This window comes from Cupriavidus sp. HE11, assembly GCF_056097175.1.
This window is the reverse complement of the sequence record NZ_CP184465.1, coordinates 1654961-1674879: the sequence shown is the minus strand read 5'-3', so window position 1 is coordinate 1674879 and position 19919 is coordinate 1654961. Positions and strand designations below refer to the sequence as shown.

Here is a 19919-nt window from a genome sequence, read left to right as displayed (position 1 = left end):
CCACGTGGCAAGCTCGAACCCTTAGACCCGTTCGATCACCATGGCGATGCCCTGGCCCACGCCGATGCACATCGTGCACAGCGCGAAGCGGCCGCCGGTGCGCTCCAGCTGGTACAGCGCCGTCGTCACCAGACGCGCGCCGCTCATGCCCAGCGGGTGGCCCAGCGCAATTGCGCCGCCATTCGGGTTCACGCGCTTGTCGTCGTCGGCGATGCCGAGCTGGCGCAGCACGGCCAGGCCTTGCGCGGCAAACGCTTCGTTCAGTTCGATCACGTCGATCTGGTCCAGCGACATGCCCAGCTGCTTCATCAGCTTCTGGGTGGCCGGTGCCGGGCCGATGCCCATCACGCGCGGTGCCACGCCGGCCGTTGCCATGCCGACGATGCGGGCACGCGGCTTCAGGTTGTGCTGCTTCAGGCCGGCTTCGCTGGCCAGCAGGATCGCGCAGGCGCCGTCGTTCACGCCCGATGCGTTACCGGCGGTCACGGTGCCGTCCGGACGCACCACGCCGCGCAGCTTCGCCAGCGCTTCCATGCTGGTGGCACGCGGGTGCTCGTCGCGGTCGACCACGATCGGGTCGCCCTTCTTTTGCGGAATCGTGACAGCGGTGATTTCCTGCGCCAGCGTGCCGTCGGCCTGTGCGCGCGATGCCTTTTCCTGGCTGCGCAGCGCCATCAGATCCTGGTCTTCGCGGCTGATCTTGTAGTCCGTCGCCACGTTCTCGGCGGTCTCGGGCATCGAGTCCACGCCGTAGGCGGCACGCATCGCCGGGTTGATGAAGCGCCAGCCGATGGTGGTGTCGAAGATTTCAGCCTGGCGCGAGAACGCCGAGGTGGCCTTGCCCATCACGAACGGGGCGCGGCTCATGCTTTCCACGCCGCCCGAGATCATCAGGTTGGTTTCGCCCGACTTGATCGCGCGCGCGGCGGTACCCGTGGCGTCCATGCCCGAGCCGCACAGGCGGTTGATCGTGGAACCCGGCACGGCTTCCGGCAGACCGGCCAGCAGCGACGACATGCGCGCCACGTTGCGGTTGTCTTCGCCAGCCTGGTTGGCGTTGCCGTAGATCACGTCATCGATGGCCGACCAGTCCAGGCCGGCGTTGCGTGCCATCAGCGCCTTCAGGGGCACTGCGCCCAGGTCGTCGGCGCGCACGCCGGACAGGCTGCCGCCGTAACGGCCGATGGGGGTACGGATGGCGTCAACGATAAATGCGTCGCTCATGTTCTGTCTCGCTCGTTTTGGTGGTGGATCAGGCGGCTTGCGTCTGCTTCAGGGGCACGCCGGTCAGGCGTTGCAGTTCTTCGAAGGACAGGCCTTCCGCGAGATCGCGGGCTACCAGGCCGTCCGGCGTCACGTCGAGGGTCGCCAGGTCCGTGTAGATGCGCGTGACGCAGCCGATGCCGGTCAGCGGATAGGTGCATTCGGGCACGATCTTGCTCTCGCCCTGCTTGGTCAGGTGTTCCATCATCACGAACACCTGCTTGGCGCCGATCGCCAGGTCCATCGCGCCGCCCACGGCGGGAATGGCGCCCGGGGCACCGGTGTGCCAGTTTGCCAGGTCGCCCTTCTCGGACACCTGGAAGCCGCCCAGCACGCAGTAGTCGAGGTGGCCGCCGCGCATCATCGCGAACGAATCGGCGTGGTGGAAATACGAGCCACCGGCCTTGATCGTCACCGGCTGCTTGCCGGCATTGATCAGGTCGCCATCCTCTTCACCGGCCGCCGGGGCGGGGCCCATGCCGAGCAGGCCGTTTTCGCTGTGCAGCAGGATTTCCTTGTCGGCCGGCAGGTGATTGCCAACCAGGGTGGGCAGGCCGATGCCGAGGTTCACCACGGCACCGTCCGGAATGTCTTTGGCCACGCGGGCGGCCATCTGGTCGCGGGTCAGGCGTTGCATGTTCTTTCTCCTTCTGCGACTCAGGCGGCCTTGGCAGCGGAGCCGCCAACCTTGACCACACGCTTGACGAACAGGCCCGGCGTGACGATGTGCTCGGGGTTCATGTCGCCCAGCTCGACGACGTTGCTGACCTGCACGATCGCGCACTTGGCAGCCATGGCCATGATCGGGCCAAAGTTGCGTGCGGTCTTGCGGTAGGTGAGGTTGCCCCAGCGGTCGGCGGTGTCGGCCTTGATCAGCGCGAAGTCCGCGTGGATCGGCTTTTCGAACACATAGCCCTGGCCGTCGATGATGCGCGTTTCCTTGCCTTCGGCCAGCGGCGTGCCGTAGGCCGTGCGCGTGAAGAAACCGCCGATGCCGGCACCGGCGGCGCGGATGCGCTCGGCCAGGTTGCCCTGCGGCACCAGTTCCAGTTCGATCTCGCCAGCGTGGAACAGCGAATCGAACACATACGAATCCACCTGCCGCGGGAACGAACAAATGATCTTGCGCACGCGCTTGGTCTTCAGCAGTGCCGCCAGGCCCGTGTCGCCATTGCCGGCGTTGTTGTTCACGATGGTCAGGTCACGCGCACCCTGGGCGATCACTGCATCGATCAGTTCCGCCGGCATGCCAGCCAGGCCAAAGCCGCCGATCAGGATCGTGGCGCCGTCGTGGATGCCGGCCACTGCCGCTTCCACCGAGTCATATAGCTTGTTGATCACTTGCGTTCCAGTACGGAAGGGTCCGGCATCGCACCGGGACCGGCCGCAAGAGGGGCGGCACGCAAAGATGTCTCCGGCAGACTGCTCGGACGGGCGTCCTGCGGTGCCGGCCCGTGCTGGGCACGGTGACGACATCGGGACAGGGTCCACAATCTTGCAGTTGTCTTGATGAGCCGTCTTGCGGCGGCTTCTGTGATGGTCGGCGGATCGGGTCGGTCAGCGATGTTCGCTATACGAACCTCAATTCGCAGAATGAACAAAGGTTACACCCGGCGTCAAAACAGGGTCAATAAGGGGCAGCGCGTGGCGGGCGATAATCGGTCATCGCCCGCGCACCGAGCCGCCGGCGCCGCTGCTACGGCAGGCGCAGCACCGCCTGGCTGCCGCTCACGCCAGGGCGTACTTCCAGCCGCACATCGATCCGCTCGCGCAGCTCCGCCACATGCGAAATGATGCCGACCAGCCGGCCGGCCTGCTGCAGGTCCAGCAGCGTGCGGATCGCGAAGTCGAGGCTCTCGGGATCGAGCGTGCCGAACCCTTCGTCCACGAACAGCGTGTCGAGCTGGATGCCGCCCGCGCGCGACTGCACCACGTCGGCCAGCCCCAGCGCCAAGGATAGCGATGCCAGGAAGCCTTCGCCACCCGAAAGCGTGTTGGCTGGCCGTGTGGCGCCGGTATCGTGGTCGAACACTTCCAGGTCCAGCCCGCCGGCCATGCGCTGGTCGCCCTGCTCGCGCACGCGCTGCAACGCGTAGCGGCCCCGGCTCATGCGCAGCAGCCGCAGCGACGCCGCCTCCAGCACCTCGTCGAGCAGTGTCGCCAGCACAAAGCGCTGGAACGTCATGCGGCGCGGATTGTTGCCGTTCGCCACTTCCGACAGACGGCCCAGCACCGCGTAGCGCGTTTCCACCTCGCGCCCCTCGGCCGCCAGCGATTCCACCTGGCCCTTGCATTGCAGCAGCGTGTCGCGCGACGCCGCCAGCTCGCTGCGCTCGCGAATGGCGGCTTCGAGCCGCACCGCAGCCTGGTCGCGCGTAGCCAGCAGCGCGGGCATGTCGGGCAATTGCAGTGCCTGGGCGATGGCGGCGGTGCGCGCATGCCATTCGGCCGCGCGCGCCAGTTCCACATCGAAGGCCCGGATCGCGTCGTCGAGCGCAGCGGTGTCGTCGGCCGGCAGGCACGCGGCAAGATACGCGTCGTCATGTTCGAAAGCGGCGGCGCGCATGGCGTCGGCCAGCGCGGCCTCGCGTTCGGTGACGCGGCTATCGGCCTGGGTGACGTTGTCGCGCGCGGACGCCAGCGCCGCCGCCGTTGCGGCCTGCAGGGCCACGGCGTCGCGCTCGGCACCCTGCGCGGCCTGCAACGCGGCTTCGAGCGCGCCGGCCTCTCGCCGGGCAGCCTCCAGCGCGGCCGTGATCGCGTCGGGGTCGCGCGAATCCTCGGGCACCTGTTCGCAGGCGGCCTGCCATTCGCCGTCCAGCCGCGCATGTTCCTGCACGGCGGCGCGCGCGGCCGTATCGGCGGTCTGGGCCGACGCTTCGGCGGCCTCCACTGTCGTACGGGTCTTTGCGATTTGCGCCGCCAACGTATCGGCACGCTTGCCTGCCAGTTCTGCCTGGCGCGCGGACTCGGTCAGCGCGGCGATTTCGGCGTCGAGCGCCGCGGCACCTGCCACCGAGACATCATCGGCGGCCTCGACCAGATCCGCCAGCCGCGCCAGCCATTGCGCCGCGTTGGCGCCGGCCTGCTGATGCACGGTGCTGGCCTCGGCCAGCGCATCCTCGGCCCGCTGCAACGCAAGCCGCGCGGCATCGAGATCGTCATCGGTGACCAGCGCCAGCGTCTGCTGCGCCAGCGCCGGATGATCCTTGCCGCCGCAGACCGGGCACGGCTCGCCACGCTTCATGCTGCCGGCCAGCCGGGCCGCCTGCCCGTGGCGCCAGTCCACCTCGGCCTGGCGCATCGCCACGCGCGCGGCATCGCGGGCCTCGGTAGCCACGCGCTTCTGCGTTTCGCTCGATGCCAGCGCGCTGCGCAACGGCCCGAGTTCGGTCTCGATCTGCCGGCATCTCGCCAGGCGCGCGGCGCGCTCGTGGGCCTGTTCCAGCCGCAGCTGCAACGCCTGCAGCCCGGCGGCACCCACGCGCGCCTGTTCGAGATCGGCCTCCAGCGCCTTGAGCGCCGTATTGGCGGCCTGGAAGGCATCGATCCTTGCCACGCACGCCGACTGGGCCATCGCCAGCGTGGTGCCGGCCTGCGCCACGGCATTGCGCAGCACGCCCAGCTTGCGGGCCTGCGGCAACAGATGTTCGAGCCTGTTCACCGAGCGTTGCGCAGCGGCCCGGGCCTCCAGGCGCGACTGCTCGGTGCGCAGCGCGCGGGCGGCAGTCTCCGCCGCTTGTGCAGCGCGCGTGGCCGACATTTCGGCCTGCGCCTGCGCCGCACGCACCCTGGCCTGATCCTGCCGGACCATCTGCAGTTGCTGCACCGCCGGGGTGACCAGCGCCGCGCGCCGCGCCGCCTGCAGGCGAACGCGATCGGCATCCACGGCGGCCACCTTCGCGGCCAGCATCGCGTGCGCGCCTTCGGCTTCGCGCCAGGCCTTGATCTGGGTATGTTCGAGTTCGCCCTTGCGCAGCGACGCCTGCGCGGCCTCGCTGTCGGCACGCGCCACTTCCTCGCGGCGCAGCAGTTCGGCCAGCGTGGCCTGCAGCGCGTCGATGCGCCCGGTCATCGCCTCGATCGACGCAAGCTGGTGCTGTTCGAGCAGCGTCTTGCGGCGTACGGCGATCTCCTCGGCCTCGCGCCGGATACCGGCGGCCTGCTCCTTGAGCTGCTCTTCCACGCGGCGATACAGCTCGGTATGGAACAACCGCTCCAGGATGCCCTGGCGCGCCCGCGAATCGGCGGTCAGCAGTTCGCGAAAGCGGCCCTGCGGCAGCACGATGACCTGGCGGAACTGCGCGCTGTCAAAGCCCAGCAGATCGCGCACGGCATCGCTGACGCGGCCCGGCTGGCTCGCGTGGCTCTTCCACGCGCCGTCTAGCATCACGTCAAGCTGCGCCTTGGCGGCCTCCTTGACGAAGCCGCCCGCCGCGCGCTGGCTGGGGCGATCCTGCGTGGGCGAACGCGTCACGCGGTAATGCATCGACCCAAGGCCGAACTCCAGCGTGACTTCGGTGCGCAGCGCGGGGTCGGCATTGGCGCTGCGCATGTCCTGCGCGCTGCGCTCGCCGCCCGACGTATCGCCGTAGAGCGCAAAGCAGATGGCATCCAGCAACGTGGTCTTGCCCGCGCCAGTGGGTCCGTGGATCAGAAAGAATGCCTGCTCGCCGAGCCGTGTGAAATCGATGGTCTCGGTGGCAGCGAACGGACCGAAAGCCTGCAACTTCAGGTACAGCGGTTTCATGCTGATTCCCTTTCCGAAGCCTCCATACCGGCCAGAAGATGGTCCAGTGCGCGACGTTGGTCGCCGTCCAGGTCCGCGTCGGCCACTTCGCGGAAGAAATTTGCAAACAGACTGCCCGTGTCCAGCTCGCGCATGCGCCGGCCTGCCTCGCCGGCCTGCCCGCTGCGCGCCAGAATGGCCCGCTCGATCGCCAGCGCGTTGGGGTACGCCTCGCGCAGCCGCGCCATCGGGTCAAGCAACGCGCCGGTATCGGTCAGCACCGCGTAGACGTAGTCGTCGCGGCGCGCGTCGGCCAGGCCTGCCTCTACCAGCCGGGCCAGCTCGCCGGTCAGGATGCGCAGGTCGCGGCGCGGTTGCAGGGCAATCGGCTCGATGCGCACGGCGCCCTTTTCGTCCAGTTCGACCAGCGACACGGTCTTGTGGTGATCGGCTTCCGACAGCGAATACTTGAGCAGCGACCCGGCATAGTGAATCCGCTCGCCAATGGTCTGCGGCCGATGCAGGTGGCCCAGCGCCACGAAATCGAAGCCATGGAACAGGTCCGCCCCCACCGCGCCGCTGCCGCCCACCGACAGCGGCCGCTCCGATTCGCTGACCGCGCCACCCACCACGAACGCATGCCCCACCGCCACGGCCCGCACGCCCGCCGGATGGCTGGCCCGGATCGCGTCGAGCTGGGCGCCCAGCGCCGCCTCGTGCGATGACAGGTCAACACCGAGTGCGTCGCGCACCACCGCCGGCTCCGCATAGGGCAACGCGTAGATCCGCACCTCGCCATGGGCGTCGTGCAGCGACACGCTGGCGGTCTGCGGTCCCGTGCGGCCCGCCACATGCAGCCCACGGGCTGCCAGCAGCCGCGCGCCGAAATCAAGGCGCTGCGCGCTGTCGTGGTTGCCGGCGATCATCACCACCGGCACGTCCGCTTCCACCACGATGCGCGCCAGCACATCGTCAAGCAACGCCACGGCCTCGGGCGGCGGCACCGCGCGATCGTACACGTCACCGGCAATCAGCACGGCATCGGGCCGCACGTCGCGCACCAGCGCCACGAACTGGTCGAGCACGTGCGCCTGATCTTCAATCAGGCTGCGGGCATGGAAAAGCCGGCCAAGATGCCAGTCGGCGGTGTGGAGAAAACGCAATTCGGGTCCTTCGGCGCGGTGGCGCGTAAAGCACGGCCTTGCCGTGCGGTCCCGCATCATAACGTCCGGGCGCCCGCCGGCGGCCCTCAGACCGGCTCCGCCTCGCTGTCGGCGATCTGGAACTTGCGCATCTTTTCCCACAGCACCTTGCGGCTGATGCCCAGGCAGGCGGCCGTATCCTGGCGCCGCCAGCCGTTCGCATCGAGCGCGGCGATGATGCGCCGGCGTTCCTCCGCATCGCCACGCGGATCGCTGCGTTCGGAGCCGTCGAAGGCACCCGGGCGCAACCCCCGGAACAGCGGCCGGATGCGGTCCTCGTCCCAGCCGCCATACTGCCGCGCCGTAATGCCCACGCGCTCGGCCAGGTTGCGCAGTTCGCGCACATTGCCGATGAAGAACGCCGTGCCCACGGCGCCCTTGAGCCAGTCGGGCATGGGCGGCAGTGCATCGTAGGCCGCCGGGCCCATCATGTGGCGCAGGAACGATTGCAGCAGGCCCACCTTGTCGGCAGGGCCACGGTCCTCCAGGCTCGGGATGCGCAGTTCGATCACCGCCAGCCGAAAGTACAGGTCGGCGCGAAAGCGGCCCTCGCGCACCGCCTCGCGCAAGTCCTTGTTGGTGGCCGCCACCAGGCGGAAGTCGAGCTTCACGGCCATGGTCGATCCCAGCCGCGTCAGCGCGTTTTCCTCCAGCACCCGCAGCAGCTTGACCTGCTGGAACAGCGGCAGGTCGCCGATCTCGTCCAGGAACAGCGTGCCGCCGGTGGCCTGCTCGAAGAAGCCCCGGTGCGCGAACATGGCGCCGGTAAAGGCGCCCTTGGCATGCCCGAAGAACTGCGATTCGAACAGCCCGTCGGGAATCGCCCCGCAATTCACGGCCACGAACGGGCCCTTGCCATACTGGCTGTTGCGCTCGTGGAACAGCCGCGCGATACGCTCCTTGCCCGCGCCGGTCTCGCCGTACAGCATCACGTTGCTGTCGAAGTTGGCGAAGGTCTCCACCTGCTCCAGCAGCTCCTGCATGGCAGGCGATCCGGCCACCAGGTCGGCCACGTCAGGACGCGCCTCGCCGGCGGCCAGCAACTGCGGCATCAACTTGGCAATCTGGTTGCGCAAGTCGCCGCCATTGAAGTCGTGCGGCAGGATGTACGCATATTCGGGCGGGAAGCGGCCCGGGTCGGTCTCGCGGTCCGGCGCGCCCACCCAGATCACCGGCATGCCGTGGGCGGCCTCCCAGTCCAGCGTGAACTTGGCCGATCCGATTGCCGACGCGCTGATCACGGCAATGCACGGCTTTACGCGCGTCTCGTTCGGCAGCGCATCGAGCGCACCGGCACGGATCACATCGGCACCCAGTGGCGTCAGGAACCGCGCCACGCGGTCGGCAATCTCGTACTGGCCTTCCCACACATAGACTTCAAGGCTTTCGTAGGCCCAGCGCTCTGCTTTCATGATGGTTCAGGGATTCAATACACAAGTTCGGCGTTGTTGCAGTCAACGCCGTTGAGCCAGACGTCCGCATTCGCGATGCTGATGCCGAGGGTATTCAAGAGGCGGATGACCACTTCGTCCAGCAGGTCGGCAACGGGCTTGAGAAACAGGCCGAGCACGTCGCCGGCATTCACGGACGCCAGGTCCAGCGCGGCCAGCTTGATGCTGAACGTCGGATTCAGCGCCGCCAGCAGGTTGCTCACCGCACTCTTCAATGGATTGCTGCCCGACGTCCGGGCATACCCGCCCGGCGACAGCACGATATCGTTGCCACCCCCCGCGTCGGACGTCTGCACGGGCACAGGCAGGCTGGCAATGCTGGTCGACACCAGCGCGCCTCCGAGCAGCGTCACGCTGACCAGGTTCACGGGGACACCGTTCGGCGCGCAGCTAGTCCCCGTGCCGGCCAGGCAGGCTTGCGCGATGTGGGTCGACACGTTGATGGTGGCGGTGCGCTGCGCCGGCGTGGCGGCACACTGCAGTTGCGTCAGGTCGCCCTTGGCCGTTCCCACTTGCAGCCACAGCGGCACGTTCAGCGCCGCATTGGCGAGAGCGCCCACACCCACCGATGCCGCCAACGACAGCTTCAGGCCGATCTGGCCGGTACTGGCCGTGGTCTTCCAGGAGCCATCCGGCAGCTGGCGCGCAGGCCCCACCGCCACCTTGGGCGGCTCGATGATATAGAGAGACCCCGTGGCCGACGCGATGCCAAGGTTCAGGTTCAGTCCATCGAGACTGACCGCGCTGGTACCCCGCGCGACGTAGGCCGCGGTCGTCAACAGCGATGCAACGTTCAGGCCCACCTCCGCGGCGGAAGAGGCAGCCGGCGTCAGCACGCCAAGATCGAGCATCTGCCTCAGCGTGAGCGTGGTGCCGATGCCATTGAGGCCAAGTTGCGTGGCCGGGCTGCCAAGGGCCACACCAAGCAGGGACCGCTTGTCCGCCGCCGTCAGCACCAGCGCATAGAAGTCCTGGATCGACAGCGTCGTGTCGAGCAACTGGTTGACCGTGCCGGCGTTGGCTTGCAGGCGCAATTGGTCCAGCGTGACGTTGGCGCCCACCAGTCCGCTCCAGTCGACGGCCGACAGGTTCACGGTGTTGCCAAGCAGCAGGCTCAGGATGCCGTTGGCCGTGCTGACATTCAGCACCCCGCTGCCCAGCGAAAACGACGCCACCGGCGGGCTGGCCGCCGCAATGGCTTCGGCGTGCAGTTGCCGCGACGTGCCGCCGGGCAGCACGAACAGCAGCGGCACGGTCAGCGTGCCTTGCACGCGCACCGCGTTGGGCGACAGCGTCGCCACGTCGTAGCCTGGGTTGAAGTGCCGCACGCCGTCGCCATTCACGGCATCGGCGGGGTCCCACACGCCCAGGCACGTGCGCATGCCATCGGCGGCACCGGCCGCCGCGTCGGCGCAGCCCGGGCTGACCGCATCGGGATAGCCGTTCTGGCTGGCTGCGGCCGCCACGCTCGCCATCACGTTGGCCGTGGTGGTGGGCAGGTCATCGGCGCGCTTGAGCTGCTGGGCACCAGACAGCGCCGCCAGGTCCACCGATTTCTGCAGTTGCCGCTGGCTGTAGAACACGAAGCCGACGTCGATCGACACCAGGGCCCCGATGGCCACGGTGGCGATCAGTACGGCGGCCATCAGGCTGACGGCGCCCCGCTGGCAATGGAGATCGGCCCGACGCTGCATGGTGTGTTGCTATTGCCCGTTCATCGGCTGGCTGCCCGCACCGCCGCGCAGCGGGCTGCCGGTGGAAATCGTCGAGAAGAACTCTGGCAGCGGATAGGTGAAACTGCGCATGTAGCGTGCGTAGCCCAGCGTGGCCTGGTCGCCGGTAAGCGGCTGCATCGGCGCGGCCTGCGAGCCATCGCGCTGGATATCGAGCAGGCTGCGCGTGGTGTCGCCCACCGCCACATCGTTGGGCCGCACTTCGTTGGGCCGCACTTCGGCCGGTGTCGGCTGTTGCTGGGCCACGGCCGGGGCTGCGGCAGCCAGCGCGAACAACGCGGGCAGCAGCGCGAGGCCTGGCGCAAACAGGGAACGGATCATGGTCTGGCTCCTGCGTTGAGCGCCACGGATTGCGTGGCGGCCGGGTTCGCGGTGGGGTTCGCCGAGGGGCTCGCCGAGGGGCTCGCAGCAGGGTTAGCCACCGGGCTCGCGGTGGCATTCTGATGAGCATTGCCGCGCGGCGCCGCCTTGTCACGCAGCTGGGCGGCGCGGGACACGCGCTCGGCTTCCTTGCGGATCGCGGTACGCGTGGGCTCCGGCATCGCGGCGCGCTGCATCATCGCGGTAGCCTCGCTGCGCTTGCCGGTAGCCAGCATCCACACCACCGCATTGCTAATGACGCGCGGGTTGCTGGCGTCCAGCTCCAGCGCCTGCATCACCGGCACGCGGGCATCCTGCAGTGCGCCGCCCCGCATCAGGGCGTAGCCCAGATCGTTAGCCACCTGGGCGTTGACCGGTTCCAGCGCGGCGGCCTGGCGCAGTTCCACGGCCGCGCGCATGAAATCGCCCTGCCGGCCCAGCACCAGGCCGATGCCATGCCGTGCGCGGGCTGCGCGGTCGGTGCCCAGCAGGTCGCGATAGGCCTGCAGCGCCGCATCGTCCTGGCCGGTCTCGCGCAGCGCGTCGGCACGCAGCACCTGCAGCGCCGTGCTGCTGCCGTACTTCTGCTGGTACGCGTCGATATGGGCCAGCGACGCGAAGTACATGCCTTCCTGCTGCATCTTGCCGATCAGGCCCAGGTACATGTTCTGGTCGTTGTACTCGGCCCGTGCCGCCTTGTCCTGCAGCCTGGCAAGCTCGATCTGCGCGTCGGCCTGCCGCGCCATGGCCTCGGCGCTGTTGGGCGTGCTGGCGCAGCCGCCCAGCAACGCCATGGCAACCGCGAGCGAGCCCGCCAGCAGCGGGGTGGATAGCCTTGTCATCAATGTCCTCCGTTCATGCGGGCCAGCATCCGGATCACGCCCAGGAAGCCGGGCCCCGCCGTCAGGATCAGCAGCACCGGCAGCAGGCTGACCACCATCACGCCGGTCATCTTCACGGTCAGCCTGCCGATCTTGTCCTTCATGCGCGCCTTGCGCGCCACCTGCAGCCGTTCGCCAAACTGGCGCAGCGGTTCCTGCACGGCGCCACCGTGCTTGTCCACCTGGGTCAGCAGCGTGATCAGGCCCTTCAGGTCTTCGTCGTCGAACAGCTTGCCGATGCGCTGCAGCGTCTGCTCGCGCGAACGTCCCGACGCGAACTGCTGGTTGGCACGCTGCAGTTCAGGCCCCAGCACGCGCAGCATCGTGCCGAATTCGGTGACGATGACCTGCAGGCTCTGGTCGATCGACAGGCCCACGCCCTGCAGCAGCCGCAGCATGTCGATCAGCACCGGCAGTTCCTCGGCCACCTCGCGCAGGCGGTTGCCAGCCCAGCGGCGCAAGACGATCTTCGGCAGCAGGTATCCGAACGCGAACGTGGCAAAACCCCAGGCCAGCGCCTGCATGGTCGAGCCATCGATCCGCCACAGCAGCATGGCGCCCGCCAGCACGGCCGGCACCAGCAGGCGCAGGCCGCCAAACACCGCGCGCGGCTGCAGGCCGTAGAAGCCGCACTGTTCCAGCAGCAGTTGTTCCTCGGCGGTGACCACGGCCCGGCCGAGGCGCGATTCGAGCCAGCGTTGGTTGAAGCGGTCGCCGAACGCCGCGCCGAGCCTGGCGCGCAGCGTGGCGGGTACCGGCCTGGCCGTTGCAGCCGGCTGCACGGCCCCCTGCGTCTGCACCTGCGCCAGCGCGGCGGCACGCACCGACATCTGCGGTGCGCCGGCCGCTGCAGGGGCCGGCGAAGACGCGGCTGGCGCCGCTGCCGTAGCGTGGGTGGCCTGGGCGATGGGGGCCGTCGGTGTCTGCCTCGGCACGGGCTCGCCGTGCGTGGCCTGCCGCTGCAGCGCGGCGTCGATGGTCCGCGCGGCCTGGCGCCGCTGCCGCCACTGCCGCAGCAGCGGCCAGGCCAGCACCAGCAGCGCCATCGCGGCGGCAGCCAGGCTTGCAGAGATCAGGGTGGTGGGATCCATCTGCATGGCCATTGGCACCTAGATGGACTTTGCGAGCCGGTACAGCATCAGGATGCCTGCCACTTCCAGCGCCGCGGCGCTCAGCATCATCACGCGGCCAGTCGGGTCCTTCCACATCATCATGATGTAGCCGGCGTTCATCATGAACAGCCCGCCGGCCACCACCAGCGGCAGCAGGCCCAGCACCCAGGCCGACAGGCGCGTCTCCGCCGACAGCGCCATCAGCTCGCGCTGCGCTTCCTCGCGGTCGCGCATGAATGCGGCGGTGCGCTCCATCACCACGTCGGCACGGCCGCCATAGCGCTGCGACAGCCGCAGCACCGACGACACGATGACCAGTTCGTCCAGGTCGTAGGCGCGGCCCATCTGCAACACGGCCTGGTCCAGTTCCTTGCCGGCGCGCTGCAGGTGGATGGCCTGCACCAGGCACTGGCGCAGCGGCGGCTCGGTATTGGCCACCGAGTTCTGGAACGCGGCCGGCACACTGCTGCCGATCGTCATCAGGCGCACCACGCCATCGAGAAATCCCGGCAGCTGATGCAGCATCTTGCCCTTGAGCCGGCTGATACGCAGCCAGAGCAGGAATGCCGCCGTCGCCACGGCCACCACCAGCATCGCCACCGCGCCGATCGCCCCGCCGGCTGCAGCGCCGGTCAGGATCAGGCCCGACATGGGCACGCCCCAGCGCAGGTAGGTGCCGCGCGTGGGCGTCATGTCGGCGCGGCGCAGCAGGTCGGCCCAGCGCCGGCGCAGGTCGCGCACCGCGCCTTGGGGCTCGGGCTCGGCGGCCTGCGCGTAGCGCGCGCGCACCTGCTCGGTCTGCACCGCCAGGTGGGCCCGGGCACGCTCGGCATTGGCGCGGCCGCGGGCCGTGGCCAGCATCAGCAGCCCCAGGCCCAGCAGGATCAGGGCAAACGTGGCGATGAACAGGCTGGCGCTAGAGATCAAAGCGGTCGTCCAGGGCAAAGTTGGCCGGACGCATGCGCGCCAGCTTGGGCGAATGCGGCAGGATGCCAAGCGACTGCCAGCGGTCGGTCTCGGTGCCGTCGGCGTTGGACACCGGCTCGTAGCGGTACAGCTCCTGCGTGGAAATGATGTTGTCGCCCAGGCCCGTGACTTCGGTAATCGACAGGATGCGCCGGCGTCCGCTGGACAACCGCCCGATCTGCACGACGAAGTCGACGGCATTGGCAATCTGGCGGCGCAGGCTCACCTCGCTGCCCTGGAAGCCGGCAAAGCCCGCCAGCATTTCCAGCCGGTACAGGCATTCGCGCGGGCTGCTGGCATGGATGGTGCCCATCGACCCATCGTGGCCCGTGCTCATGGCCTGCAGCATTTCCAGCACCTCGCCGCCGCGCACTTCCCCCACGATGATGCGGTCGGGGCGCATCCGCAGGCTGTTGCGCAGCAGGTCGCGGATGGTGACCGTGCCCGTGCCCTCGAAGCCGCCCGGCCGGCTCTCCAGGCGCACCACGTGCGGGTGATTCAGCGCCAGTTCGGCGGTGTCCTCGATCGTGATCACGCGCTCGCTGGGCGGGATGAAGGTAGCCAGCGCATTGAGCAGCGACGTCTTGCCCGAACTCGTGCCGCCACTCACCAGGATGTTGCAGCGCGCCCGCACCGCCGCTTCCAGCAGTTCCGTGATCTCGGGGCTCATGGTGCCCAGCGCCTGCAGGTCGGCCGGCGTCAGCGGGTCCTTGCGGAACTTGCGGATGGACACCACGGGGCCGGCCAGCGCCAGCGGCGGGATGATCACGTTGATGCGGCCGCCGTCGGGCAGGCGCGCATCGACCATCGGGTTCGATTCGTCCAGGCGCCGGCCAATCGGCGCCAGGATCCGGCGCACGATGCGCAGCAGGTGGCCGTTGTCGGCAAAGCGCACGGGTATCCGCTCCAGCACGCCATGCCGCGACACGTAGACGTCGAGATGCCCGTTGACGAGGATGTCTTCGACGGCCACGTCGTGCAGCAGGTCCTCGATCGGCCCGAAGCCGGCCAGCTCCTTGGTCAGCGCCTCGGATATCTGGTGCAGTTCGGCCTCGTTAATGGGGATGCGGCGCAGGCGCGTGAAGCTCTCCAGTTCGAGATCGACAAAGCGCTGGATGGCGGCGCGCGTCCAGCGGCCGAACTCGGCCCCAAGTTCCTCGATGCGCGTCAGCAGGTGTTCATGCGCGGCTTCCTTGATCTTGTGGAATTCCTGAGAGACAGGAAACGGGGCGGCGGCGTTATCCGAGAATTCGATTGCTTCGGTCATGTCAGTTCCCCGCCCGTTCGGCGCGCGCAACACGCAATGCCTCGGGCAGCTTCTCCTTGATCCGGGCCAGGATGCCGCGCTCGGGAGCCTGTCCCGCGCGGAAGCCCAGCCGTTCCATCAGCGCGCCCACGGCACGCACGTAGGGGTCGGCAGGCGCGGCTTCGGCCAGTACCGCGCCGCGATTGGCCGCTTGCACCAGTGCCGCCCGCCGGTCGGGCAGCGTATCGACCGATGTCACGCCGATGCGCTCGGCGATCTGTGCCGCGTCCACCCCGAGCCCGGGATCGAAGCGCGACACCATCAGGTGCAGGTCGGGCCGTTCGATCTCGCGCTTTTTCAGCTCATGCAGCAATTCCGCCGCGGAGACGATGGCGCCTACGCTCTGTTCGGCCACCATCACCACCGCATCGGCTGCCTTGACGATCTGCGACATGAACTCGGCATTCGAAAACCCGCCAAGATCGATCACCTGCAGGTCGAAGAACGCGCGCAGGCGGTCCAGCAGCGCCAGCGCTTCGGAAAACGACACATCGCGCAGTTCGGCCAGCGTGGCCGGCAGCGGCAGCACCGACACGCCACTGGCATGGCGCGCCAGCGCGGTATCGACAAACACCTGGTCAAAGCGGCGCAGGTTGCGCACGGCCTCGACGAAATGGAATTCGGGTGCGATGTTCATGTAGAGCGCGCCGTCGCGCACTGGCAGGCCCAGGTCCAGCAGCAGGACTTCGGCGGCGGCTCCGGCACCTTCGCGCAGCCGCACGCTGGCGGCCAGGTTCACGGCCAGCGTGCTGACGCCGACACCGGGCCGTGCACCCAGCAGCGCCACGATCTTGCCGTGGCGGTGCGCGGGCGCCACGGGGCGCACCTGCGCGCGCGGCACCATCAGACGCCGCACGGCGTCGGTGGCCTGTGCCGGTGCACCGCGCAGGTCGATGAAATCGCGCACGCCGGCGCGCAGCGCGGCCAGCATCGCATCCGGTTCTCCTGCATTGCCGACGGCCACCAGCGGCAACTGCGGGAACAGCCGCGCCACCTGTTCGGCCAGGCGTGCCGATGCCTCGGCATGCGGTGCCGCGAAATCCAGGAAGACCAGCCCGGGACGAACGGCCCCGACCTGCTCGATAAAGGCTTCCTGCGCCCCGTCTTCGGCCACCAGCGTGCCCACGCCGCCCAGCGCCTGGTCCAGCCAGTGGCGCACGGTCTCGCGCCGGGTGTTCAGCAGGAAGGCATCCATCCTCGTCACTCGCTCCATCTGCCGCTACCGCGAGAAACCGGGCAGGGTCGGGTCTGCGTACTCGCCCAGCACGAAGCGCCCCCAGACATTGGGACTGGCGCTCGTGCGGCCGTCGTTCGCCACGTTCGCCGCGGCCTGGGAATCCCGCGCCAGCGGCTTGACCAGGCGCGGCGTGACCACGATCATCAGTTCGCGGTCCTCCTGGTGGAAATTCAGGTTCTTGAAGAAGCTGCCGATGATCGGCAGGTCGCCCAGGAACGGCACCTTGCTCACATTGCTGACCGTGTTGCGGCTCACCAGCCCGCCGATCACGAAGCTCTCGCCATCGCCAAGCTCCACCGTGGTATCGGCGCGGCGCGTGACGATGGCCGGCACGGATGCGCCGTTGATGCTGATGCCGCGCGACGGGTCGAGATCGCTGGCCTCGGGCGCCACCTTCAGCGCGATGCGCGACTTCGACATCACCGTCGGCGAGACCGTCAGGCCGATGCCGAACGGCTTGAACTGGATCGTCGTGGTGCCCAGCGCCTGCGGCACCGGAATCGGGATTTCGCCGCCCGCCAGGAAACTCGCGCTCTGGCCCGACAGCGCCACCAGGCTCGGCTCGGCCAGCACCCTGACCAGGCCATTGCTTTCCAGCAGGCTCAGGTTGGCGAAGATGCCTTCCTTGGCCCACGCGGCCACCAGGTTGAACGCGCTGCTCATCGGCAAGGTGCCTTCGAACGACGGCGACGGCCCGATCGTCGTCTTGGTCAGCGATGTCGGGCTGAACTGCCCGAACGTGAAGCCGCCGCTGCTCTTGATGAAGTTGAGGCCCACCTCCTTCAGCACCGTCTTGCTGATTTCCACCACCTTCACGTCGACCTGCACCGTGTTCGACACCGGCACCACCGAGCGGTCGATCACCACGCCGCCCTTGCCGTCCGGCCCGGCTACCGCTGCCCGTGCCGCCTGCTGCGTGCGCGCGGCCGCGCCGGCATCGGCCGATTCGCCCCGGATGGTGGCGCCGGTGGCGGACATGTCCACCTGCGCGCCGTCGGCATCCTGTGCCACGGCATCGACCTGCACGCTGTAGGTGACCGGCGCGGCGTTGCGGCGCCAGACCATCATGTCGGTGACGCCCGGCTTCTTCGCCACCACCAGCACGGTGGGCGAGCCACCGCGCTGCTTGAGCAGCAGTGCATCGGCCACGGCAGGATTGCCCACGGCCACGCGTTCCAGCGCCGGGCCGGGCTGGATCTCCTGTTGCGCACCGGCCATCAGGCGCAGCGTGCGCGTGGCGGCTGGTGGTGCGGCGTCCTGCGCCATGGCCGGATGCATCGCCCCAACCATCACGGCCGTCACGGAGGCGGCAAAGGCCATCATCACCATGGCAGCCAGGCGCCGGCCGAAGGGGTCGTTGCCGATATGGCGCGTTCGCGCCCACACACGGTCTGTCGTCGATTTGGGCATGCCGTGTCGTCCGCTATTCGATCGCTCGCTTGCCGGCGCGGATCACTTCCACGCCGTTGTTGTTGTCCGCGGTTTCCCGCCGTTGTGCCGAAGCCGTCAATGACGCCGCCGCGGGGGCGGTGGCGCGCAGGACGGGCACCGGGGCGGGGGCACGCGGCGCGGTGTTGCCGGCGTGACCAGGCTGACCGGGCTGACCGACGAGGCCGGCCAGGCTCATGCCGGCGGCAGCCTTGTCCACGGGTGCGCGTTCGGCTTCGGGCGGCACGCCTGCGCGAGCCTGCAGCACGGCCGGCGGATCGCCGAACATGCCTTCGCTGGGCACCGACGCATCCGACGGATTGCGCAGCGCCAGCACCAGCCGGCCGGCCTGCTGCGCCATGGCCAGCTTGCCCACCTGGTCCACCGGCACCGACAGCACCGCCGTCCTGGCGCCGTCGCGGCGGGCCATCATCTGTTCGCCCTGCACCTTGCGTGAATCGTTGACGCTGCCGTTGCCGTACGCGAGCACGCGCAGGCGCGACAGCAACAGGCGCGTCTGGCTTTCGGCAATCTCCTGGTTGTCGCGGCGCAGGATCACGAACACATCGACAAAATCTCCAGGCTGCACCTGATGGCCGACGCCAACGGCCTCGTCCACTGACACGGCCAGCGCACGGTCGCCCTCGGGAATCTGCCGCGCCAGCCCGGACAGCAACTGCCCTTCCAGCACCGGCACGTTGCTGCCCAAGTTCACCACGGGCACCTGGCCGACCACGCGGGCCGCGTCCTGATACGCGCCGGAGGGCTCGATCGGCAGTTGCATGACGGCGAGCGCATCGGCCGTCAGTGGCTTGCCGGCCTCCACGGCACGCGTGGTGACCACCACGGCATGGGTGGGCGGGGTGCGCGCGGTGCTGACAGGCATCGCCTGCTGGCGCCCAACCTGCCAGGCCAGCAGTGCGAGCAGTCCGGCCAGTATCAGCAGGATGGTGGCGAGGATCCGTATCTGTTTGCTGCTCATGTGTCCTCAGGTATCGGGAGAGAGCTGGACCACGGCGATGCCGGTCAGCGAGGCAGGCACCGGCACGAACGGCACCACCGGCAGGATCGTCTGGGTGGAGAGATTCAGCGTGACCTGTACGCACTGCGTACCGGCCGGCGCAGTGCAGGCCACGGCCTGTGCCAGCGAGCCGCCTGTGAAGCGTTCCGCAATATTGGGGGGTAGCGTGTTGCGCGCGGCCAGGTCGGCGGCGACGACGCGCTGGTCGAGCGTGGTTGCCAGCGTGCCGCCGTTCGAGGCGAGCGGATAACGCAAGGCAGCCCGCGCGCCTTCCTCGGCGGCGAGCGTCAGGACTTGCTGCAGGGCCAGCACCATGCCGTAGTAGACGATGCCAAGCACCACCGCAAACAGCAGCGGAAACACTATCGCGAACTCGATCGCGGCCACTCCGCTTGCGCGGCGCCAGTTCGCGTTCCCCCGTAATGCCATGCTTCACCCGGTTATTTCAACTTGCATGCATTGGCGACACACGACACCGCGCGGCGGGCACCGGCATGGCTGCACGGTGCCCGCTGCGGCGTGCCCGCAGGGCTGTGTCGTACTACCGTTTCGCGACTTGGAACCACTCTTACCGTTCTTGCCCGGCCGTCCATATCCCTGCCTGCGGCCAGTGCCTACCACTACCACTTCTGCCACTGCTTTCCGGCAGGCGTGCAGATGCACGCCGCGGCTGGCATCGCTGCCAGCACGGTTCCGGTATAGGGTCTGGAGACCTCAGGTCAGCACGAAAGACGCCGTGCCCGTTGCACGAACGCCTCTTCTGCTTTCCGGATGGTCAGTGAAATGATCTGCCGGCTGGTATCAGGTGCCGCCGCCGCTGTTGCTGGCGAACAGGCTCGTGACCCGATTGGCAAGATTGGTGAAGCCCGCTCCGAGGCCGTTGCCAAGGGCTTGCGCCCCCACGACGATGGCCAGGGCAATCAGGCCTGCGATCAGGCCATACTCGATGGCCGTGGCGCCACGTTGGGTTTTGCGATGGCGCGCCAGATGCTTTTGCATGATGTTCACTCCCGAAAGTGCGTGACCCCTGCATGGATCCCCAGCGATACGTCCCTGACCCCTGATCCGACTGCCATCTGTTTGAACTTCACCTGTGGCGTTTTTATGGTTTTGCGCTGGTGAATACATTTATAAGACAGGGCTTGTATCAACCATACCCCCCGTTCGGGCTAATGGTTGTCCCAGCTTAAAGTAGGACAGACGTTTGAAACAATGCGGCCCGGTTTCGGG

Annotated in this window: 17 protein-coding genes; all 17 read right to left on the bottom strand. The window is 68.5% G+C overall.

Features of this window, described 5'->3' with window-relative positions; translation table 11 throughout:
• Nucleotides 1–21: 21 nt before the first annotated feature.
• Complete coding sequence (pcaF, locus tag ACOABP_RS24815) at nt 22–1224, bottom strand: 3-oxoadipyl-CoA thiolase (protein ID WP_066742673.1); 1203 nt, start codon at nt 1222–1224, stop codon at nt 22–24.
• Nucleotides 1225–1252: 28 nt separating this feature from the next.
• Nucleotides 1253–1900, bottom strand: coding sequence for a CoA transferase subunit B (locus ACOABP_RS24810; RefSeq protein ID WP_066742676.1), 648 nt, complete (start codon nt 1898–1900; stop codon nt 1253–1255).
• A gap of 20 nt (nt 1901–1920) precedes the next feature.
• Nucleotides 1921–2604 carry a 3-oxoacid CoA-transferase subunit A gene (locus ACOABP_RS24805; RefSeq protein ID WP_066742680.1) on the bottom strand — a complete coding sequence of 228 codons (684 nt, stop codon included), beginning with the start codon at nt 2602–2604 and terminating at the stop codon, nt 1921–1923.
• A gap of 355 nt (nt 2605–2959) precedes the next feature.
• Nucleotides 2960–6013 (bottom strand): AAA family ATPase, encoded by a 3054-nt coding sequence (locus tag ACOABP_RS24800; protein WP_474228283.1) that lies wholly within the window; start codon nt 6011–6013, stop codon nt 2960–2962.
• Nucleotides 6010–7155 (bottom strand): exonuclease SbcCD subunit D, encoded by a 1146-nt coding sequence (locus ACOABP_RS24795; RefSeq protein WP_474228281.1) that lies wholly within the window; start codon nt 7153–7155, stop codon nt 6010–6012. The genes ACOABP_RS24800 and ACOABP_RS24795 overlap by 4 nt, the downstream gene beginning before the upstream one ends.
• An 86-nt stretch (nt 7156–7241) precedes the next feature.
• The gene (locus ACOABP_RS24790; protein WP_474228279.1) at nt 7242–8606 is read right to left on the bottom strand and encodes a sigma 54-interacting transcriptional regulator; all 1365 of its coding nucleotides are present in this window, start codon (nt 8604–8606) and stop codon (nt 7242–7244) included.
• 14 nt (nt 8607–8620) lie between these two features.
• A complete protein-coding gene (locus ACOABP_RS24785) occupies nt 8621–10339 on the bottom strand; it encodes a TadG family pilus assembly protein (protein WP_474228277.1) in 1719 nt (572 codons plus the stop codon).
• A 9-nt stretch (nt 10340–10348) separates the two neighbouring features.
• Complete coding sequence (locus tag ACOABP_RS24780; protein WP_474228275.1) at nt 10349–10699, bottom strand: DUF3613 domain-containing protein; 351 nt, start codon at nt 10697–10699, stop codon at nt 10349–10351.
• Entirely contained in the window at nt 10696–11580 is an 885-nt protein-coding gene (locus tag ACOABP_RS24775; RefSeq protein ID WP_474228273.1) for a tetratricopeptide repeat protein, read from the bottom strand. The genes ACOABP_RS24780 and ACOABP_RS24775 overlap by 4 nt, the downstream gene beginning before the upstream one ends.
• Nucleotides 11580–12710 carry a type II secretion system F family protein gene (locus tag ACOABP_RS24770; RefSeq protein WP_474228272.1) on the bottom strand — a complete coding sequence of 377 codons (1131 nt, stop codon included), beginning with the start codon at nt 12708–12710 and terminating at the stop codon, nt 11580–11582. Before ACOABP_RS24770 ends, ACOABP_RS24775 begins: the two co-directional genes overlap by 1 nt.
• Before the next feature lie 18 nt (nt 12711–12728).
• The gene (locus tag ACOABP_RS24765; protein ID WP_474230538.1) at nt 12729–13655 is read right to left on the bottom strand and encodes a type II secretion system F family protein; all 927 of its coding nucleotides are present in this window, start codon (nt 13653–13655) and stop codon (nt 12729–12731) included.
• A complete protein-coding gene (locus ACOABP_RS24760; protein ID WP_474228270.1) occupies nt 13648–14964 on the bottom strand; it encodes a CpaF family protein in 1317 nt (438 codons plus the stop codon). The genes ACOABP_RS24765 and ACOABP_RS24760 overlap by 8 nt, the downstream gene beginning before the upstream one ends.
• A gap of 1 nt (nt 14965) precedes the next feature.
• A complete protein-coding gene (locus ACOABP_RS24755) occupies nt 14966–16198 on the bottom strand; it encodes a pilus assembly protein (protein WP_474228268.1) in 1233 nt (410 codons plus the stop codon).
• Between the two features lie 24 nt (nt 16199–16222).
• The gene (locus ACOABP_RS24750) at nt 16223–17650 is read right to left on the bottom strand and encodes a type II and III secretion system protein family protein (protein WP_474228267.1); all 1428 of its coding nucleotides are present in this window, start codon (nt 17648–17650) and stop codon (nt 16223–16225) included.
• 13 nt (nt 17651–17663) lie between these two features.
• Nucleotides 17664–18650, bottom strand: coding sequence for a Flp pilus assembly protein CpaB (gene cpaB, locus ACOABP_RS24745; RefSeq protein WP_474228266.1), 987 nt, complete (start codon nt 18648–18650; stop codon nt 17664–17666).
• A gap of 6 nt (nt 18651–18656) precedes the next feature.
• Nucleotides 18657–19118 (bottom strand): TadE/TadG family type IV pilus assembly protein, encoded by a 462-nt coding sequence (locus ACOABP_RS24740; RefSeq protein WP_474228264.1) that lies wholly within the window; start codon nt 19116–19118, stop codon nt 18657–18659.
• A 372-nt stretch (nt 19119–19490) separates the two neighbouring features.
• The gene (locus tag ACOABP_RS24735) at nt 19491–19688 is read right to left on the bottom strand and encodes a Flp family type IVb pilin (protein WP_474228262.1); all 198 of its coding nucleotides are present in this window, start codon (nt 19686–19688) and stop codon (nt 19491–19493) included.
• Nucleotides 19689–19919: the final 231 nt, after the last annotated feature.

Bases quoted from the DNA above. Each gene is read 5' to 3' on its own strand.
- pcaF (WP_066742673.1), bottom strand. From the start codon at position 1,224: ATGAGCGACGCATTTATCGTTGACGCCATCCGTACCCCCATCGGCCGT.
- ACOABP_RS24810 (WP_066742676.1), bottom strand. From the start codon at position 1,900: ATGCAACGCCTGACCCGCGACCAGATGGCCGCCCGCGTGGCCAAAGAC.
- ACOABP_RS24800 (WP_474228283.1), bottom strand. From the start codon at position 6,013: ATGAAACCGCTGTACCTGAAGTTGCAGGCTTTCGGTCCGTTCGCTGCC.
- ACOABP_RS24790 (WP_474228279.1), bottom strand. From the start codon at position 8,606: ATGAAAGCAGAGCGCTGGGCCTACGAAAGCCTTGAAGTCTATGTGTGG.
- ACOABP_RS24785 (WP_474228277.1), bottom strand. From the start codon at position 10,339: ATGCAGCGTCGGGCCGATCTCCATTGCCAGCGGGGCGCCGTCAGCCTG.
- ACOABP_RS24780 (WP_474228275.1), bottom strand. From the start codon at position 10,699: ATGATCCGTTCCCTGTTTGCGCCAGGCCTCGCGCTGCTGCCCGCGTTG.
- ACOABP_RS24775 (WP_474228273.1), bottom strand. From the start codon at position 11,580: ATGACAAGGCTATCCACCCCGCTGCTGGCGGGCTCGCTCGCGGTTGCC.
- ACOABP_RS24770 (WP_474228272.1), bottom strand. From the start codon at position 12,710: ATGGATCCCACCACCCTGATCTCTGCAAGCCTGGCTGCCGCCGCGATG.
- ACOABP_RS24760 (WP_474228270.1), bottom strand. From the start codon at position 14,964: ATGACCGAAGCAATCGAATTCTCGGATAACGCCGCCGCCCCGTTTCCT.
- ACOABP_RS24755 (WP_474228268.1), bottom strand. From the start codon at position 16,198: ATGGATGCCTTCCTGCTGAACACCCGGCGCGAGACCGTGCGCCACTGG.
- ACOABP_RS24750 (WP_474228267.1), bottom strand. From the start codon at position 17,650: ATGCCCAAATCGACGACAGACCGTGTGTGGGCGCGAACGCGCCATATC.
- cpaB (WP_474228266.1), bottom strand. From the start codon at position 18,650: ATGAGCAGCAAACAGATACGGATCCTCGCCACCATCCTGCTGATACTG.
- ACOABP_RS24740 (WP_474228264.1), bottom strand. From the start codon at position 19,118: ATGGCATTACGGGGGAACGCGAACTGGCGCCGCGCAAGCGGAGTGGCC.
- ACOABP_RS24735 (WP_474228262.1), bottom strand. From the start codon at position 19,688: ATGCAAAAGCATCTGGCGCGCCATCGCAAAACCCAACGTGGCGCCACG.